This is a genomic window from Citrobacter sp. RHBSTW-00881 (assembly GCF_013728515.1).
GTDB classification, from domain to species: Bacteria; Pseudomonadota; Gammaproteobacteria; order Enterobacterales; family Enterobacteriaceae; genus Citrobacter; species Citrobacter braakii.
In genome coordinates, this window is record NZ_CP056269.1 from 5,004,141 (window position 1) to 5,021,549 (window position 17,409).

18 protein-coding genes are annotated in these 17,409 nt (G+C 51.8%); 7 read left to right on the forward strand and 11 right to left on the reverse strand.

Features of this window, described 5'->3' with window-relative positions; all coding sequences use genetic code 11:
* Window positions 1–27: 27 nt before the first annotated feature.
* Both glpX and fpr read left to right on the forward strand, forming a co-directional pair.
* A complete protein-coding gene (gene glpX / locus HV311_RS24000) occupies window positions 28–1,038 on the forward strand; it encodes a class II fructose-bisphosphatase (RefSeq protein WP_016155253.1) in 1,011 nt (336 codons plus the stop codon).
* Between the two features lie 95 nt (window positions 1,039–1,133).
* On the forward strand, window positions 1,134–1,880 hold the full coding sequence (fpr, locus tag HV311_RS24005; RefSeq protein ID WP_016157907.1) for a ferredoxin--NADP(+) reductase: 747 nt from the start codon (window positions 1,134–1,136) through the stop codon (window positions 1,878–1,880).
* 38 nt (window positions 1,881–1,918) lie between these two features.
* Here fpr and HV311_RS24010 read toward each other — a convergent pair whose 3' ends face one another.
* Entirely contained in the window at window positions 1,919–2,350 is a 432-nt protein-coding gene (locus HV311_RS24010) for a DUF805 domain-containing protein (RefSeq protein WP_191220547.1), read from the reverse strand.
* Window positions 2,351–2,450: 100 nt separating this feature from the next.
* Here HV311_RS24010 and HV311_RS24015 point away from each other — a divergent pair, with 100 nt between their 5' ends.
* Both HV311_RS24015 and tpiA read left to right on the forward strand, forming a co-directional pair.
* On the forward strand, window positions 2,451–3,047 hold the full coding sequence (locus tag HV311_RS24015; RefSeq protein ID WP_016155250.1) for a YiiQ family protein: 597 nt from the start codon (window positions 2,451–2,453) through the stop codon (window positions 3,045–3,047).
* Window positions 3,048–3,158: 111 nt separating this feature from the next.
* Window positions 3,159–3,926, forward strand: a complete 768-nt coding sequence (gene tpiA, locus HV311_RS24020; RefSeq protein ID WP_003028783.1) for a triose-phosphate isomerase — start codon at window positions 3,159–3,161, stop codon at window positions 3,924–3,926.
* An 81-nt stretch (window positions 3,927–4,007) separates the two neighbouring features.
* Here the strand turns inward: tpiA and HV311_RS24025 are convergent, their stop codons facing one another.
* The 6 genes from HV311_RS24025 to cpxP all read right to left on the reverse strand — a co-directional run bounded on the left by HV311_RS24025 (window position 4,008) and on the right by cpxP (window position 10,134).
* Entirely contained in the window at window positions 4,008–5,312 is a 1,305-nt protein-coding gene (locus HV311_RS24025; protein ID WP_191220548.1) for an SLC13 family permease, read from the reverse strand.
* 73 nt (window positions 5,313–5,385) lie between these two features.
* The gene (locus tag HV311_RS24030; RefSeq protein WP_019077918.1) at window positions 5,386–6,135 is read right to left on the reverse strand and encodes a CDP-diacylglycerol diphosphatase; all 750 of its coding nucleotides are present in this window, start codon (window positions 6,133–6,135) and stop codon (window positions 5,386–5,388) included.
* A gap of 104 nt (window positions 6,136–6,239) precedes the next feature.
* On the reverse strand, window positions 6,240–7,229 hold the full coding sequence (gene sbp / locus HV311_RS24035; protein ID WP_016155247.1) for a sulfate/thiosulfate ABC transporter substrate-binding protein Sbp: 990 nt from the start codon (window positions 7,227–7,229) through the stop codon (window positions 6,240–6,242).
* A gap of 206 nt (window positions 7,230–7,435) precedes the next feature.
* On the reverse strand, window positions 7,436–8,398 hold the full coding sequence (pfkA, locus tag HV311_RS24040) for a 6-phosphofructokinase (RefSeq protein ID WP_003028778.1): 963 nt from the start codon (window positions 8,396–8,398) through the stop codon (window positions 7,436–7,438).
* A gap of 185 nt (window positions 8,399–8,583) precedes the next feature.
* The gene (gene fieF / locus HV311_RS24045; protein ID WP_016155246.1) at window positions 8,584–9,486 is read right to left on the reverse strand and encodes a CDF family cation-efflux transporter FieF; all 903 of its coding nucleotides are present in this window, start codon (window positions 9,484–9,486) and stop codon (window positions 8,584–8,586) included.
* A gap of 147 nt (window positions 9,487–9,633) precedes the next feature.
* A complete protein-coding gene (cpxP, locus tag HV311_RS24050; protein ID WP_016155211.1) occupies window positions 9,634–10,134 on the reverse strand; it encodes a cell-envelope stress modulator CpxP in 501 nt (166 codons plus the stop codon).
* Between the two features lie 150 nt (window positions 10,135–10,284).
* On the opposite strand from cpxP, the gene cpxR reads away from it, so the two are divergent.
* Window positions 10,285–10,983 (forward strand): envelope stress response regulator transcription factor CpxR, encoded by a 699-nt coding sequence (cpxR, locus tag HV311_RS24055; RefSeq protein ID WP_006686193.1) that lies wholly within the window; start codon window positions 10,285–10,287, stop codon window positions 10,981–10,983.
* A complete protein-coding gene (gene cpxA, locus HV311_RS24060; RefSeq protein ID WP_016155210.1) occupies window positions 10,980–12,353 on the forward strand; it encodes an envelope stress sensor histidine kinase CpxA in 1,374 nt (457 codons plus the stop codon). The genes cpxR and cpxA overlap by 4 nt, the downstream gene beginning before the upstream one ends.
* A 40-nt stretch (window positions 12,354–12,393) precedes the next feature.
* Here cpxA and HV311_RS24065 read toward each other — a convergent pair whose 3' ends face one another.
* The 4 genes from HV311_RS24065 to yiiM form a co-directional block, all read right to left on the reverse strand.
* Window positions 12,394–13,644: an MFS transporter gene (locus tag HV311_RS24065; protein WP_029139693.1), complete on the reverse strand. Its 1,251-nt coding sequence runs from the start codon at window positions 13,642–13,644 to the stop codon at window positions 12,394–12,396.
* Window positions 13,645–13,762: 118 nt separating this feature from the next.
* Window positions 13,763–14,719: a sugar phosphate isomerase/epimerase family protein gene (locus HV311_RS24070; RefSeq protein WP_169330456.1), complete on the reverse strand. Its 957-nt coding sequence runs from the start codon at window positions 14,717–14,719 to the stop codon at window positions 13,763–13,765.
* An 8-nt stretch (window positions 14,720–14,727) separates the two neighbouring features.
* Window positions 14,728–15,432, reverse strand: a complete 705-nt coding sequence (locus HV311_RS24075; protein ID WP_019077919.1) for a GntR family transcriptional regulator — start codon at window positions 15,430–15,432, stop codon at window positions 14,728–14,730.
* A gap of 229 nt (window positions 15,433–15,661) precedes the next feature.
* A complete protein-coding gene (gene yiiM, locus HV311_RS24080; protein WP_191220549.1) occupies window positions 15,662–16,336 on the reverse strand; it encodes a 6-hydroxyaminopurine reductase in 675 nt (224 codons plus the stop codon).
* Between the two features lie 152 nt (window positions 16,337–16,488).
* Between yiiM and HV311_RS24085 the strand changes: the two genes are divergently transcribed.
* Complete coding sequence (locus HV311_RS24085) at window positions 16,489–17,385, forward strand: dihydrodipicolinate synthase family protein (RefSeq protein WP_016155205.1); 897 nt, start codon at window positions 16,489–16,491, stop codon at window positions 17,383–17,385.
* Window positions 17,386–17,409 lie beyond the last annotated feature (24 nt).

Sequence of the window (17,409 nt, forward strand, 5' to 3'; positions counted from 1 at the left end):
GCCATTCCTTTCAGCTACGAGTTTGCAATGAGACGAGAACTTGCCATTGAATTTTCACGCGTGACCGAAGCGGCCGCGCTGGCTGGCTATAAATGGCTGGGCCGCGGCGATAAAAATACCGCTGATGGCGCGGCGGTGAACGCCATGCGTATTATGCTCAACCAGGTCAACATCGACGGCACCATCGTGATTGGCGAGGGTGAGATTGATGAAGCGCCGATGCTGTTTATCGGCGAGAAAGTCGGAACCGGCCACGGTGATGCGGTCGACATCGCCGTCGATCCTATCGAAGGCACGCGTATGACGGCAATGGGCCAGGCGAATGCGCTGGCGGTGCTGGCTGTAGGCGATAAAGGCTGTTTCCTGAACGCGCCAGACATGTACATGGAAAAGCTGATTGTCGGCCCTGGCGCAAAAGGGTCCATCGACCTGAACCTGTCACTGGAAACCAACCTACGAAACATTGCAGCCGCGCTGAACAAACCACTGAGTGACCTGACCGTCACCATCCTGGCAAAACCACGCCATGACGAGGTTATTGCAGAGATGGCGAAACTGGGCGTGCGCGTCTTCGCCATTCCTGACGGCGACGTTGCGGCCTCGATTCTGACCTGTATGCCAGACAGCGAAGTTGACGTGCTGTACGGTATTGGCGGCGCTCCGGAAGGCGTGGTTTCCGCGGCCGTCATCCGCGCGCTGGACGGCGACATGCAGGGCCGCCTGCTGGCGCGCCATGACGTCAAAGGCGATAGCGAAGAGAACCGTCGTATTGGCGAACAGGAACTGGCCCGCTGCACCGCGATGGGCATTGAAGCGGGCAAAGCGCTGCGTCTGGATGAAATGGCGCGCAGCGACAACGTCATTTTCTCCGCTACCGGCATCACCAAAGGCGATCTGCTGGAAGGGATTAGCCGTAAAGGCAATATCGCAACCACCGAAACGCTGTTGATCCGCGGCAAATCACGCACGATCCGCCGCATTCAGTCGATTCACTACCTCGATCGCAAAGATCCCGATGTGCAGGCGCACATCCTGTAATTGATTTGATCAATAGAGCCTTCCAGCCCATCCGGGCTGGAAATCTTTCGTCCAACGAACGAAGATAAGGCAATCAAAGCAGACAGGAGAAAACCATGGCAGATTGGGTAACAGGCAAAGTCACAAAGGTGCAGAACTGGACCGATGCCCTGTTTAGTTTGACCGTGCGAGCTCCGGTTCTTCCTTTCACTGCAGGTCAGTTCACCAAGCTTGGCCTTGAGATCGACGGTGAGCGCGTCCAGCGCGCCTATTCCTACGTGAATGCGCCCGATAACCCCGACTTAGAATTTTATCTGGTGACGGTTCCCGACGGCAAACTCAGCCCTCAACTGGCGGCGCTAAAGCCTGGCGATGAAGTTCAGGTGGTGAGTGAGGCCGCTGGTTTCTTCGTGCTGGATGAAGTCCCTGATTGCGAAACGCTATGGATGCTGGCAACCGGCACGGCTATCGGCCCGTATTTGTCGATTCTGCAACTAGGCAAAGATCTGGGTCGCTTTAAAAATCTGGTGCTGGTCCACGCCGCACGCTATGCCGCCGATTTGAGCTACCTGCCATTGATGCAGGCGCTGGAAAAGCGCTACGAAGGTAAATTACGCATCCAGACGGTTGTTAGCCGTGAGACAGCCGTAGATTCGCTGACCGGGCGTGTACCGGCGCTGATTGAAAGCGGTGAACTGGAAAAGGCGGTAGGGCTGCCAATGGATAAAGAAACCAGCCATGTGATGTTGTGCGGAAATCCACAAATGGTACGCGACACGCAGCAACTGCTGAAAGAGACCCGGCAGATGACCAAACACCTGCGCCGTCGACCGGGCCATATGACTGCTGAACACTACTGGTGAGGGTTGCCGGGAGGCGCTTGCGCTTCTCCGGTCGACAACTACTGGCGCTCGGCTTTGTACTTTACGTCCTGCGTATCCTTACCATATTTATTTTCGTCCTGGGTGCCAATGAACGCGCCCAGATCGATGAGCATGCCGACCAGAATGAGCGTCGGAACAAAGCGACCAACCGCCCATTGCCAGACGCCGGGTAACACCGCCCAATTTCCGGCCAGCAGCATCCACGCCAAAATCATCAGCAGCGCCCACGCTCCAGAACGTCCCCGATCGTGCAGGCGTTTTACCGTCACTGCCGCCGTCGGCCATAGCAGACAAACCAGACAAAATGCCGCAGTCTGAATATCGAGTAATTGCTTGCTCGCCAGCGAGAACAGAACCAGCATTCCGACGATCCACAGACCTATCCAAATCCAGAAATCACGGCGCCCGATGCGCCCTTTAAATGAGAATAACCACTGCTGTATGGTCATGTAAGTTCCTTTATTATTACCTTCCAGAACAGTTTACCCTTTTGACAAGCCCGACAGTTACCGTTTTAATCGTGAGCAGTCATAACGAAAGGTACGATTGATGAAGCAAGGATTTACACTGTTTTTATTATTGTTTTCAGCCTTCACCGCGAGCGTTGCGGCACGGGCGGAAGAGCCATCGACGGCAACCACGGCCCCCTATTTACTGGCGGGTGCGCCGACCTTTGACCTGTCGATTAGCCAGTTTCGCGAAAACTTTAATACGCAGAATCCGAAGCTTATCCTGAATGAGTTCCGCGCCATCGACAGCAGCCGCGATCGGGCAAACCTCACCCGCGCGGCCAGTAAAATCAATGAAAACCTGTATGCGTCCTCCGCCCTTGAGCGCGGCACGCTAAAAATCAAAAGTATGCAGATAACCTGGTTGCCGATTCAGGGACCAGAACAAAAGGCGGCCAAAGCGAAAGCGCTGGAATACATGACCGCCGTCATTCGTACCGTCGCGCCGCTACTGACGAAAGAGCAGAGCCAGAAAAAGCTGCAAAAACTGCTCGCTGCCGGCAAAGGTAAACACTATTACGCCGAAACAGAAGGCGCAATTCGCTATGTTGTGGCAGATAACGGTGAAAAAGGGCTGACCTTCGCTGTTGAACCGATTAAGCTGGCACTATCAGAAAGTCTTGAGAAGGCGAATTGATGACAAAAAGCAAAGCCTTTCCGCAGACGAATCTCTATACTGTTTCACAGACCATGCTGCCCTGACGGGCGGCCATATTCCTTAATTCGCTGACAAGCGTGGAGAAATGAAATGCGACATCCTTTAGTGATGGGTAACTGGAAACTGAACGGCAGCCGCCACATGGTAAACGAACTGGTTGCTAATCTGCGTAAAGAACTGGCTGGCGTTGCTGGCTGTGCAGTAGCAATTGCTCCGCCGGAAATGTATATCGACCTGGCGAAACACGCCGCCGCCGGTAGCCACATTATCCTGGGCGCGCAGAACGTTGACCTGAACCTGTCTGGCGCATTTACCGGTGAAACAAGCGCTGAAATGCTGAAAGATATCGGCGCGCAGTACATCATTATCGGTCACTCTGAACGTCGTACTTACCACAAAGAGTCTGACGAGCTGATCGCTAAAAAATTCGCCGTGCTGAAAGAACAAGGTCTGACTCCGGTTCTGTGCATCGGTGAAACCGAAGCAGAAAACGAAGCGGGCAAAACTGAAGAAGTCTGTGCACGTCAGATCGACGCCGTTCTGAAAACTCAGGGCGCGGCAGCATTCGAAGGCGTCGTTATCGCTTACGAACCAGTATGGGCTATCGGTACCGGTAAATCTGCTACTCCTGCTCAGGCTCAGGCTGTTCACAAATTCATTCGTGACCACATTGCTAAAGCTGACGCGAAAATCGCTGAACAAGTTATCATCCAGTACGGCGGTTCCGTAAACGCAGCGAACGCAGCAGAACTGTTCGCTCAGCCGGATATCGATGGCGCGTTGGTTGGCGGTGCTTCTCTGAAAGCAGATGCCTTCGCGGTCATCGTTAAAGCAGCAGAAGCGGCTAAACAGGCGTAATGCTGTTGAGGCGGGTAGCGCTTCGCTGACCCGACCTCCAAGACTGTAGGCCCGGTAAGCGTTAGCGCTACCGGGCTTTTTTTACAACTTACCCAACACGCTAAACCACAGATAATCCAGCGGCAGAAGAAGCAGATATGTTGCCGTCGCCAGCGCGATACACAGCAGCATCCCCGCCCTCGCAGGCACTTTCCCAAGCGCCATCGCCACCACAATCGGCGAAGCCTGATACGGCAGTAGCGGTGTGGAATACCCCAATACCTGAATCATAATTACCGACAGCAGCGGGAACCCAGTCGCATCGGCAAAACTTTGCGCCAGAGTGGTATACAGCGCCGGAACGCCGTTCGCCGTCATAATAAAATTGAGTGCGGTGGTAATGCCGGTCAGCGCGAGAAAGCTGGTAAATGGTTTTTCCGCATCCAGCGGCATCACCTGTAACAGCACCTCGCCCACTGCATTGCCAATGCCGGTCTGGGTAACGGTAATTGCCAACCCCAGAATCCCCGCCACGTAAATGCAGGTCCTGATATTTACCCCGGAGGAAAACTCGTCGCCATTGATAAAACCCACCCGTGGTAGCAGCGTGATAACCGCCGCCGCCAGCCCGGTCCACGCAGGCCCTATACCGTGCCAGCTTTCACTTACCCACAGCAGCAGCACCACTGCTAGCATCCAGGCCAGGCGTTTTTCATCCCGGCTCATTGGTTCCGCTGGCGTGAGATCGCGCGGTGCGTGGGGCTTGCCAGGGAACAGCCAGCAGATAAGCATGATGAGCACCGCGCCTTTAAGCCAGCCCAGAACCGGCGTATGCAGCAGCAAATAGGGAAGATAATTGAGGTGGATGCCGTAAGAGCCTTCCGCCGCGCCGCTCATTACCAGATTTGGCACGTTAGCGGGTAAAATCGTCGCGGAAAGCTGGAACGTCCCAAACCCGACGGCCAGCGCCAGACCATACCAGGCGCGCGTACCCTCGTTAATTCCGGCACGCTTCGCCATTGCAGCAACAATCGGCATCAGCAGCGCAATACGCCCCATATTGGACGGCATCACAAACGCCAGCGCGTAACTGAGCAGCACCACGCTCGCCACCATTAACGGCCAGGAATCGGTCAATCGCGATGACAGCGCTCTCGCCGCCCTGTCCGCCAGCCCCGTTTTGCGAATCGCGATACCCAGCACAAAACCACTAAAGACCAGCCAGAATGCCGAAGACGCAAACCCGCCAAAGATCACATCCGCAGGTGCGATTTTGGCAACCATTGCCACGGCAAAGAACAGCAGCGCCGTTATAAACTCCGGCAGTAGCGACGTCGCCCAGAGCAGGATAGTAATGCCAACCACCAGAGAGGGGATAAACAGAGGGTGTGTAAGCCAGAGCGACATGCCTGTCTCCTGTTGTTTTTTTCAACAAGAATACGGGGACAGACATGCGGAGTAAATGCCAGATTAGGTGGGGTTAACGCAGAATATCACATTGATGATCCTGAATTTCCTCAGCGGAGGCGAGATTGAGCGACAACAGATTGCGCTGGGTCGCCAGCAGGACAAAGGACTCATCGCTCTGACGCACCATCGCCAGCGCATAGCTGCCCATGTGCTCACGCGCATCCGGCACCTCTTCTGCCAGCATCATAAACGGGCTGCGTTGCGCCAGTTCATTTTCCGTGACGCGACGCGCCAGATATTCATGACCGCGCAGCCCACCCGGTAATGGCAGCCAACGAGTGCTGATTTTCGCCAGATTGTCATCCAGCTGTTTTCTGACATCGGTTCGCAGGCAGGAGATATGAATATGCAGATGATTTTGCGTACGCCCGCTACGCGAGTTAATGGTCAGCGATACCGCTTTGTCAGGGATTTCCTGACCGTATTTTTGGCTCATAAAGCTGCGCGCCTGCCAGGCCAGCCAGAAAAAGTTCGGCGTACCTGATTTCAGCAGCAACGGGCTTTCCGTTCCGTTGATACGCCAGGTCGGCATCAACAGGTATTGCAGTGGGCCGTTACGATCTTTGAACACCACATATCCGGCATCCGGCTTCACTTCGGCGCACGGCGTGGGATCCTGCTGCTGCAACTGGTGCGGCAGGCATTGCTGAAGAACAATCTGGCGTAATGCGTCCGGGTTACCGGTGAATTTCCAGTACCCGATACCTGCAGCAGCGGCGACTACAATCACCGCCAGTAAAAGATAGCCTGCTTTTTTCATTACGCGTTCCCTGTATCTCATTGAAGGGCAAGAGTAACGCAAAACCATGACAAATAAAAAACCCGGTCGCGTTATGCCACCGGGTCGGTAAATCACAGACTTATTTAGCGCTTGCTGATCTGGTCAAACGTACCACCGTTAGAGAAGTGCTCTTTCTGCGCTTTCGTCCAGCCGCCAAACTCTTCGTCGATGGTGAACAGTTTCAGCTTCGGAAATGCATTTTCGTATTTCTTCGCAACGTCTGCATCACGCGGACGATAGTAGTTTTTCGCTGCAATTTCCTGACCTTCCGGAGAATAGAGATATTTCAGGTAGGCTTCCGCCACCGTTTTGGTGTCTTTCTTTTCCACGACTTTGTCGACCACGGAAACGGTCGGTTCCGCGAGGATAGATTCACTCGGCGTCACTATCTCGAATTTGTCTTTGCCCAGCTCGTTTGTCGCCAGCAGGGCTTCGTTTTCCCAGGCGATCAGCACATCACCGATACCGCGTTCAACGAAGGTATTGGTTGAGCCACGCGCACCGGAGTCCAGCACTTCAACATTCTTATACAGGGCCTTCACGAAGTCTTGTGCCTTGGCCTGATCGTTGTTGTTGTGGTGCAAGGCGTAGCCCCATGCCGCCAGATAGTTCCAGCGTGCGCCACCTGAGCTTTTCGGGTTTGGTGTAATGACCGACACGCCTGGTTTGATCAGATCGTTCCAGTCATGAATTTGTTTGGGGTTGCCTTTGCGGACCAGGAAAACGATGGTGGAGGTGTATGGCGCGGAGTTATCCGGCAGACGCTTAATCCAGTTTTTATCGATACGACCACGTTCAGCAATGGCATCCACATCGTAAGCCAGCGCCAGCGTCACGACATCGGCTTCAATGCCGTTAATGACGGAGGTCGCTTGTTTACCCGAACCGCCGTGCGACTGGCGGATCACGACGTTGTCGCCCGTTTCCTGCTTCCAGTGCGCGCTGAAGGCCTTATTGTACTGCTCGTACAGTTCACGCGTTGGATCGTACGATACGTTAAGTAACTGAATATCCTTTGCCAGAACGCTGGTCGATGCCAGCAATAATGTTAACCCTACGCCCCATTTGTTCATCGCCCAGCTCTCTTATGTGGTGTTGTGATGAGCAAAGCGTGCCAGAAAGGTATCCAAACATTAAAGAATAAAAAAAGATTTGCTATAACTTGGGGGAATAAATGCGGGGAATTGTGCCGAATGGTGGTTAGCGGCTCATCAGGCCTACAAGTCTTTACAACCTGTAGGCCTGATGCGCTTAGCGCCATCAGGCGCGGAAAAAACAATCAGTACAGTTTTTTCGCGCAGTCCAGCCAGTCACCTTTGAACGGACGCTTCATGTTTTCAATCGCGTCGATGATGTCGTGGTGAACCAGTTGCTCGTTCTGAATACCTACACAGCGACCGCCGTGACCTGCCAACAGCAGTTCAATGGCATATGCGCCCATACGGGACGCCAGGATACGGTCGTAAGGCACCGGAGAACCACCACGCTGGATGTGACCCAGTACGGTTGAGCGCGTTTCACGACCCGTTTCTTTCTCGATGTAATGCGCCAGTTCGTCAACGTCACACATGTGCTCAGTGATCGCCACAATCGCGTGTTTTTTACCTTTCGCGATGCCTGCTTTGATTTCAGCAACCAGATCGTCACGACTGAATTCCACTTCCGGAACCACCACGAACTCACAGCCGCCAGCAATGGCAGCCGCCAGGGTCAGATCGCCACAGTAGCGGCCCATCACTTCAACGATGGAAATACGCTGGTGAGAAGAAGAGGTATCACGCAGACGGTCAATCGCTTCGACTACGGTACCCAGAGCGGTGAAATAACCGATGGTGTAGTCGGTGCCTTTGATATCGTTGTCGATAGTGCCCGGCAGACCGATGCATGGGAAGCCCATTTCAGTCAGGCGTTTTGCCCCCATGTATGAACCGTCACCACCGATAACAACCAGTGCGTCAATGCCACGCTTTTTCAGGTTTTCGATAGCCACGGCACGCACGTTTTCGTCGCGGAATTCCGGGAAGCGGGCAGAACCGAGGAATGTACCGCCACGGTTGATCATGTCGGACACGCTGTAGCGGTCAAGTTGAACCATACGGTCTTCATACAAACCCAGGTAGCCATCATGGATCCCCATGACTTCCAGCCCTTCCGTCAACGCTGCACGTACAACACCACGGATTGCTGCGTTCATGCCCGGCGCATCACCGCCGCTTGTCAACACACCGATTTTCTTAATCATGACTACCTCTGAACTTTGGAATGCAAAATGAAATCTGCTGCCGGAAGTCGATTCCGCATATCGAAACGATCCAACGAATATGCAGATAGTATAACAATCACTTCCTGCTGAATTGATTCAGGTCAGGCCAAATGGTGGTAATTTATACACAAAATGCTGGCCCGGTTCACTTTTTTTACAACGAATTATAAAAGCTCAAACATCTTGCCTTCCTTGGGTACGACCGAACAGGGATCCTGATGAATGATGACATCCGATCCCGGGAAACGCCGTAAAATTGCCTGCTCTACCTGTTCAGCCACTAAATGCGCCTGAACGAGCGGCAGATTATCTTCCATTTCCAAATGAATCTGAATAAAGCGGGTCGGCCCTGACTGCCGCGTGCGAAGATCGTGAGCGCCGCTGACTCCAGGCCATGACGTCACAATATCAATAATTTCCTGACGTTCTTCATCGGGTAAAGCGCGATCCAGCAAAGACTGTACCGCCTCATAACCCATGCGTAATGCACTATATAAAATATAGATGCCAATCCCGAGCGCAAACAAGGCATCTGCGCGATGCCAGCCGTACCATGCCAGCCCAAGCGCCACGAGAATCGCACCGTTCATCATAACATCAGACTGATAATGAAGCATATCCGCCCTAACGGCCTGACTTTGCGTGCGCTTCACCACCCAGCGCTGAAACGAGACCAGAATGATTGTACACACTAACGCAATGATGGTGACAACCACCCCGACGCCAGGATCTTTCATTGGCGTGGGTTGAATGAGATGCTGAATCCCGGTCAGGAATAAAAACAGCGCCGAACCGGAAATAAACATGCTTTGCGCCAGCGCCGCCAGCGATTCTGCTTTTCCGTGTCCGAACGTATGTTCATCATCGGCCGGTTGCAAAGAATAGCGCACCACCAACAGGTTGGTTAACGACGCGGCGATGTCCACCAAAGAATCCACCAGCGCAGCCAGAATACTGACCGATCCGGTGTACCACCACGCAAAAATCTTGATCAAAAGTAACAGCGATGCCATCACGGTCGCCGCGATTGCCGCCCGGCTAACCAGCCGCCCATAGGTTTGATTCATAAACACTCCTGCCAGGATATGCCGCTAGTATAACGGATGAAGTAAAACAGTCAGGCAATAACCGAGTGACAAATTTTGGGCAAAAAAAACCCCCACATCATGTGGGGGAAGACAGGGATGGTGTCTATGGCAAGGAAAACAGGGTTACTACTGGGAACGTGAGTTGCTACTACTCAATAAATTCAACGATGAGCTTTTTTTCCAGTGCGCTACGTCGCGCAGTTGCTCCATTCGTTGTTCATGTCTCTCATTTAAAACCGCTTGCTGCTCGGGCGTTAACAGGCGATACATCTGGTTGCGAACCTTGGCTATTTCAACCTGGCGGGCAACCTGTTCTTGCGCCATTCTTTCTGCCTGAGCGCGCACAGCGCGTTCATCAAATTTCTCTGCGGTGACAAGGCGATGCATTGTCTCCATTTCGCTAACATTAACAGGAGGCTGTTCGTGTCTTGCCTGCTGCATTAAATCTCGCATCTGTTGACGTTGATGTTCGGTTAAACTGATACCGTCGAACATGTGGCTCTGAACGCTGCGTTGCGCGGAGCCTTCACCCAGGTGCCAGTGATCGCCTGTGACGACTTCAGCTGCATGGCTTAAAGTACTCAGTGCCAGCGTTGAGGCCATGACGGCAGCGGTAACTTTGCCCATCACTTGCTCCCAAAATCTTTTCTGTCGCGATTCAACGAGAGACAGTTTACGATTCGGGCTGCAAACATGCGTCAGGGGGTGTAAAACAACGTAAAGTCATAGATTAGCGACGCCTGATGACGTAATTTCTGCCTCGGAGGTACGTAAACAATGAATAAAATCCTGTTAGTTGATGATGACCGAGAGCTGACTTCCCTGTTAAAGGAGTTGCTCGAAATGGAAGGTTTCGATGTGCTGGTTGCCTATGATGGGGAACAGGCGCTTGAGCTTCTGGATGACAGCATCGATTTACTTTTGCTCGACGTCATGATGCCGAAGAAAAATGGCATTGATACGCTGAAAGCACTTCGTCAGACACACCAGACACCCGTAATCATGCTGACCGCTCGCGGCAGCGAATTGGATCGCGTACTTGGCCTTGAGCTGGGCGCGGACGACTATTTACCCAAACCGTTTAACGACCGTGAACTGGTCGCGCGCATCCGCGCTATTTTGCGTCGCTCACACTGGAGCGAACAGCAGCAGAACAGCGACAACGGTTCGCCCACTCTGGAAGTGGATGCGTTAAGCCTTAATCCGGGTCGCCAGGAAGCCAGCTTTGACGGGCAAACCCTGGAGTTAACCGGCACCGAATTCACCCTGCTCTATTTGCTGGCACAGCATCTCGGTCAGGTGGTTTCGCGTGAACACCTGAGCCAGGAAGTGCTGGGCAAACGCCTGACACCTTTCGATCGCGCGATCGACATGCATATCTCGAACCTGCGTCGTAAGCTGCCAGAACGTAAAGACGGACACCCGTGGTTTAAAACCCTGCGCGGTCGCGGCTACCTGATGGTCTCCGCTTCATGATAGGGAGCTTAACCGCACGCATCTTTGCCATCTTCTGGTTGACGCTGGCACTGGTGTTGATGTTGGTACTGATGTTACCCAAGCTTGATTCACGCCAGATGACCGAGCTACTGGACAGCGAGCAGCGCCAGGGGTTGATGATTGAGCAACACGTTGAAGCTGAACTGGCGAACGATCCACCCAACGATTTGATGTGGTGGCGTCGCTTGTTTCGGGCGATAGACAAGTGGGCGCCGCCAGGACAGCGGTTATTGCTTGTTACGACGGAAGGACGCGTGATCGGCGCAGAACGCAACGAAATGCAGATCATTCGTAACTTTATTGGTCAGGCCGATAACGCCGACCATCCGCAAAAGAAAAAATACGGTCGCGTTGAGATGGTCGGGCCTTTCTCCGTCAGAGACGGCGAAGATAACTACCAGCTGTATCTCATTCGACCTGCCAGCAGCTCACAATCTGACTTTATCAATCTGTTGTTCGACCGACCGCTGTTGTTGCTGATTGTCACCATGTTAGTCAGCTCTCCGCTACTGCTCTGGCTTGCCTGGAGCCTGGCGAAACCGGCGCGTAAGTTGAAAAACGCGGCAGATGAAGTGGCCCAGGGCAACCTGCGTCAGCATCCGGAACTGGAAGCCGGTCCGCAGGAATTTCTGGCGGCAGGCGCCAGCTTTAACCAGATGGTGACGGCGCTGGAGCGAATGATGACCTCGCAGCAACGCCTGCTGTCGGACATCTCTCACGAGTTGAGAACGCCGTTGACGCGTCTGCAGTTGGGCACCGCGCTGCTGCGCCGTCGTAGCGGTGAAAGCAAAGAGCTGGAGCGTATTGAAACAGAAGCGCATCGGCTGGACAGCATGATCAACGACCTGCTGGTGATGTCACGCAATCAGCAGAAAAACGCGCTGGTCAGTGAAACGGTGAAAGCCAATCAGCTGTGGGGCGAAGTGCTGGATAACGCCGCCTTTGAAGCCGAGCAGATGGGTAAATCACTCACGGTGAATTTCCCGCCGGGCCCGTGGCCGCTGTACGGCAACCCAAATGCGCTGGAAAGCGCGCTGGAAAACATTGTGCGCAATGCCCTGCGTTATTCACACACGCAGATTGAAGTTGGCTTCGCGGTGGATATCGACGGGATTACCATCACCGTAGACGACGATGGCCCGGGCGTTAGCCCTGAAGACAGAGAACAGATTTTCCGTCCGTTCTATCGTACCGATGAGGCGCGCGATCGCGAGTCTGGCGGAACAGGTCTGGGTCTGGCGATTGTTGAAACCGCAATCCAACAGCATCGTGGCTGGGTGAAGGCCGAAGACAGCCCGCTGGGTGGTTTGCGGCTGGTAATTTGGTTGCCGCTGTATAAACGCGCTTAACAGGCTTCCCCGGTAACATCGTACCGGGGAAGTTCTCACATTATGCTGCCACAGTCGCAGCCGCTAGCTTTTGCTTTTTAATCCGCTTCACCAGAATGGTCGAACAGATAAAGCCCATTAAGCTGAACGCAATCATCACGCTAAAGACATAGTTATAGCCCGTGATGCCGCTATTGGTATCCAGTAAATAACCGTATAACGTATACGCAAACATGGCGGGCATATAACCGATGATACAGCCAAATGCCATCGCCGAACCGGCATATTCACGCGGGGTACCAATCTCATCCATTGGTGCAAAGAAAATGGCGCGCTGTGAGAAAATAATCGCCCCAAATCCTAGCGTCGCCGCCATACCGATATACACATTCATCGTTTGATGTGGCAACAGCATAAAAACAACCATAGCAGCAGCAGAGATCAGAAACGTCCACTTCAGGTAAACCGTAGGTGATTTAGCAACCTTATCCGCCAGCAGCCCACCAATCGGCCCTCCCACCATTTTCAATGCATACTGGTTGATGATGCCGTACGCGCCGACGAGCGCTACCGGCAGCATGTAGATATCTTTTAAGAATGGGATGAAGTAAGTCAGGCCACAGTACGCGGCGTAAACGAAGAAAATCCCTAAAGAAGCCAGCCAGACGTTAGGGCAGGACAACACATGTTTGATACCCTTTAAGACTTCCATGTTGGCACTGGTTTTCTCGCCGCCTTTCACTTTGTCATCATCGACAATAAAGTAAGTGAGAACGCCCGCAGCCAGCGTAATTAGCGTATAAAACAGCAGTCCAGCCTGCATCCCCGCTTTACCTTCACCAAACTGGACGAAAACAAACAGAGCGCCAGAAGCGACGATAACATCCACCACGCCGCGTCCTGCTTCTAAAAAGCCAAACATGCGCCCTTGTTCTTCTTGCGTACCTAGCAGACGCACAGCTTTCAGTAACACCGGCCAATAAACCACATCGGCAAAGAACGCCATTGCGGCAAAGCAAATAAGATAACCGGTAAATGACGGTAGCGTCGCCAAATATAAACCGCATAGCCCAACACCAATCAGACCAAATGGTAATAATATTTTCTTGGAATAACGGTCTGCGATATAGAGCGACAGAAAAAGCCCGGTTGTCTGAACAATCGTATAAACGGTAAAACTTAAACCAATTTGCGTATTGGTTAAACCCCAGTCACTTTGCATTGGCACATAGAAAACGTCTTTCATACTTGAAAGTTTGAATATTGTGCCGCCGCCTAAAATTAAAAAACAGAGCCTTGCCCATTTGTTCATGAACATAATTAAACCCTCATTGCTTGTTGAGAGAAATATTTAAATTAAATCATATAACTAATAAATTAAGAGAGTTATTTTCATAACCCTTTTCGCATTTAATAATATTTAAAGAAGTTTATTTATTACTTGTGAACTTGTCGCATAAATCACGGATATACTTTATTTGAGCAAGAGCATGTTCTTTTTCCTGCGCCAGTCGCGCATCAATCATGTCACTGTCGGGCAGCGGCGTATAGCTTGCATCGCGCCATGGGATCCAGGGATTATCACCTTCATCATCAAAACGAAATGCCGGGGCATAATATTCAACTTCCTCTTCCAGACCAAAAGCATTTACTTGCGGTTTATCCTCACCTAAAAGTAATAATGCCTTAAGCATCTCTTCCATTGGTAAATCACCGTATCCTGAACGACAAGCCTCATGCCCCCAGCCTTTACCTTCTTTAATAATTTTTGCGTCTTTGATATGCACCTGAGTGATTAGAGGGGACATAACTTCTAACGCAGAAAGCGGCTGCTCATTGGCGTTAATCATGTTGCCAAAATCAAACAGAATAGAGAGATTCTTCATTCCACTATTATTAACCAGCGTCACCAGTTCATGGCCTTGCAGATCTTCATGCTGTTCGATAGTAAAGCTTAGTCCGCAATCGTCATACTGAGACAACCACGCAATATCATTGGCAATCTTTGCCATGACATCGTTGAGATGTCCTTCATAGCGGGGGTAGAAACGTACTGAAGTTGCGCCAGTTGTCACAGCAATACGGATCGCATCCGTCAATGTCGCCTTGTCCGATGCGCTCGTTTCAATATGTACATCGAGGTTATATTTTTTGGCCTTTTCTTTAAAATCGTGCAACTGCCGATCGTTTAGTTTCTGCAGCGATTGGGACTCACCATCCTCAACATGTATTTTCACTCCCTTTAATTGTTGCTGATGCGCAATATCCAGAAGATCGCCCGGAAGGACTCTCTCATAGCGCATATTCAGATGAAAGGCATAAGCATGTAGGTACAGTGGTATATTTCTCGCACGTTCAGCGAGAAGTTCTTGGTTGCATTTTCCCATTATTTTTCTCATTCATCACGAATAACAAGTTCCACAGATTCAAGTCGCCAGTATTCAAAATCAACCTGAACCACTTTTTTGTCTCGGGTAGCCCGATGTTTTTCTACTAAAATTCCATAAGTATTAGGCGCAACGCCCAACTCTTTGCAGGCCACTTCTGGCATATTGACCGGTTTAAAAATCATTTCTTTGATATTTAAAGCATGACCAAACGCATCTTCCCAGACGCTGGCAAAAGACTGATTGCCCAATTTGTTAATGAATCCTGGCGCAACATCAGCATCAATATAGGACTCATGGTAAAACACTTTATGCGAATCAAGACCACACCAACCGGTAACTAAATAGCGATCACCGGAGGAGAGAAAAACATCATCAACATGGTGCGGAACCGTCGCAATCGTTTCTTTGGTTAAATAACCCCAAAAAGGCTTGCGCCCCTGAGCACAGGCTTCAGCATTAAAGCTGGAAAGTGATTTGGGATTATAAATAAATCGCTTCGATGAAATAAACCAACCACTGCGGTTCTTTCGGAAGATACGCGCATCGATCTCAAGCTCAATCAGAACCTGACGTAAGGTCATGCGCTTCGCATCCAGCAACTCACATAACTCTCTCTCCGAAGGCAATTTAGAGCCCGCTGGCAAATTATTCTCGTTTAACCAGCTTTCAAAGCGCTCTCTAAGCACATCAACATTGTTTTTCTTTTTCATCTTACTCATCTGGTTTAAACCAATTTAAAGCTAAGATATTTGAGTGCAGGAAATACTCAAGTTTTTTTTCAACGCAGAGTTTCTTTTTGTGGGCCAGGTATCAAGAATGGACTGAAAACATGGCGTGACAGGCAGGTTTTTTTAACCTGCCTTAGTATGCAGAGATAAGAACCACGAGAGAGGCAAATCAGGTGTTACCACCTGATTTAATTGCATGGTCAGAATGTCTTTATTTTCCCCACAAACGTCGGGAATTGTCTTCGATCTTGCCGCTTAAACGACGCTTTTGCATCGTTCTGGTCCAGCTTTTCGATAACCCGGCAGCCGAGAGTAAACGGTGATATTGTGAGTCATCAAACGGCATATGCCAGGCAATGGCAATCGCCTCCCGCACGCTGACGTCGCTGACGCGTGAAGCCAGGATCAACGGCGCGTCCGCCGACACCTGACCTGGAGCGATGACGCTGCACAGCCAGCCCGTCTTGCCTGCCTCCTGCATCTGGCTGGCCATATCGCTGATGCCAAAATGGAAATTCAGCTTAAAACACGGCGAGCGCGGCTGCGTGACCTGAATCAGCGCATCTCCCCACAGGAAAATGTCGCCAATGAATACATTCTCTTCCGTTAGCCCCTGAGTAGAGAGATTCTCGCCAAACGCGGGCGCGACAAAGCGCTCTGCCTGCTCCGGAAACTCTTGTCTCCAGTGCTGATAGTGTTCACGCGGATAGTGGCACAGCGCGCGATCCGGCCCACCGTGAATTTTCGTTTCCGCCTGTTCATCACCCGTCAGCCCCAGTTCGGTCAGCGTCAGCTCGCCGTCAACCTGGACCTTAGCAATCGCGCTGGGACGGCTTCCCGTGTAGTCCCGAACCTTGCCTGTAAAAACATCGACCGGATATCGCATCTGTTCCCTCTCCCGATAAATTTCCCCCATTACACCACATTTATTTTACCCCAGTCGCTCAAAATGAGAGCACGGTTCACATGAAACTTAGGGACACATGCTATCAATGTAATCTGGTTTTGAAACATCATTTCAAATAAGGAGTCAACAACGTGACTGGTCAATCGCAATTTGCTGGCGTCTGGTGTCCTTCCATTACGCCAATGGATAATGACGGCAAGATCGATCTTAACGGTCTGAGCCAGCATCTCAAACGCCTTACCGAGGCCAAAATCGACGTGATTTTGCTGATGGGTAGCATCGGGGAATTTGCCTCCTTTACGCTCGAAGAAAAGCTGTTACTGATCCGCGAGGCCCGCGCTATGAGCTCGCTGAAGATGGTCGCCAACGTCTCATCCACCTGCCAGAATGATGTGCTGTTGATGGCGCAGGAAGCGTATCGCGCCGATTACGATGCCGTGATGATCCTGCCGCCTTACTACTATGGGCAAACGGCAAAACAGCTGCTGAGCTACTTCCGTCAGTTGGGGCAGAAGCTCAGCGGCAAATGGTTTGCCTATAACTTTCCAGCGCGCACTGGCTGCGATTTAACGCCCGAACTGGTTGCCACCCTCGCCGCCGAGTTCCCCAACTTCGCAGGCATTAAAGATACCGTCGACTGCCAGTCCCATACTCGCAGTATGATCCAGACCACCCGCGCCGTACGGGAGGATTTTGCCGTGTTGTCCGGCTATGACGAATACTACATTCCTAACCTGCTGGCAGGCGGCGCGGGGGTGATTTCAGGATTAAACAACGTCATGCCTGAACTGTTTGTCAGCGCACGGGAAGCATTTAAACAGGGCGACCTGACAGCACTTCGCGACATTCAGGACCAGATTGGCACCTACATGTCCATCTACGCCATCGGCGAAGATTTCGTCACCACCATCAAAACCGTGGTATCGCGTAAGTTTGGCTATTGCACCGGCGTGTCACGAAATGCCGGCGGAGAGTTGAACGAGGGTGAGTGTCGGACCATCGATGAGGTATTTGTCGTCAAAGCGTAAATCGTTAAGCCGGATGGAACAGAC

What these genes read in the sequence shown, in the direction of transcription:
- glpX (WP_016155253.1), top strand. Translation starts at nt 28, where the DNA reads ATGAGACGAGAACTTGCCATTGAATTTTCACGCGTGACCGAAGCGGCC.
- fpr (WP_016157907.1), top strand. Translation starts at nt 1,134, where the DNA reads ATGGCAGATTGGGTAACAGGCAAAGTCACAAAGGTGCAGAACTGGACC.
- HV311_RS24010 (WP_191220547.1), bottom strand. Translation starts at nt 2,350, where the DNA reads ATGACCATACAGCAGTGGTTATTCTCATTTAAAGGGCGCATCGGGCGC.
- HV311_RS24015 (WP_016155250.1), top strand. Translation starts at nt 2,451, where the DNA reads ATGAAGCAAGGATTTACACTGTTTTTATTATTGTTTTCAGCCTTCACC.
- tpiA (WP_003028783.1), top strand. Translation starts at nt 3,159, where the DNA reads ATGCGACATCCTTTAGTGATGGGTAACTGGAAACTGAACGGCAGCCGC.
- HV311_RS24025 (WP_191220548.1), bottom strand. Translation starts at nt 5,312, where the DNA reads ATGTCGCTCTGGCTTACACACCCTCTGTTTATCCCCTCTCTGGTGGTT.
- HV311_RS24030 (WP_019077918.1), bottom strand. Translation starts at nt 6,135, where the DNA reads ATGAAAAAAGCAGGCTATCTTTTACTGGCGGTGATTGTAGTCGCCGCT.
- sbp (WP_016155247.1), bottom strand. Translation starts at nt 7,229, where the DNA reads ATGAACAAATGGGGCGTAGGGTTAACATTATTGCTGGCATCGACCAGC.
- pfkA (WP_003028778.1), bottom strand. Translation starts at nt 8,398, where the DNA reads ATGATTAAGAAAATCGGTGTGTTGACAAGCGGCGGTGATGCGCCGGGC.
- fieF (WP_016155246.1), bottom strand. Translation starts at nt 9,486, where the DNA reads ATGAATCAAACCTATGGGCGGCTGGTTAGCCGGGCGGCAATCGCGGCG.
- cpxP (WP_016155211.1), bottom strand. Translation starts at nt 10,134, where the DNA reads ATGGGCAAAGTTACCGCTGCCGTCATGGCCTCAACGCTGGCACTGAGT.
- cpxR (WP_006686193.1), top strand. Translation starts at nt 10,285, where the DNA reads ATGAATAAAATCCTGTTAGTTGATGATGACCGAGAGCTGACTTCCCTG.
- cpxA (WP_016155210.1), top strand. Translation starts at nt 10,980, where the DNA reads ATGATAGGGAGCTTAACCGCACGCATCTTTGCCATCTTCTGGTTGACG.
- HV311_RS24065 (WP_029139693.1), bottom strand. Translation starts at nt 13,644, where the DNA reads ATGAACAAATGGGCAAGGCTCTGTTTTTTAATTTTAGGCGGCGGCACA.
- HV311_RS24070 (WP_169330456.1), bottom strand. Translation starts at nt 14,719, where the DNA reads ATGGGAAAATGCAACCAAGAACTTCTCGCTGAACGTGCGAGAAATATA.
- HV311_RS24075 (WP_019077919.1), bottom strand. Translation starts at nt 15,432, where the DNA reads ATGAAAAAGAAAAACAATGTTGATGTGCTTAGAGAGCGCTTTGAAAGC.
- yiiM (WP_191220549.1), bottom strand. Translation starts at nt 16,336, where the DNA reads ATGCGATATCCGGTCGATGTTTTTACAGGCAAGGTTCGGGACTACACG.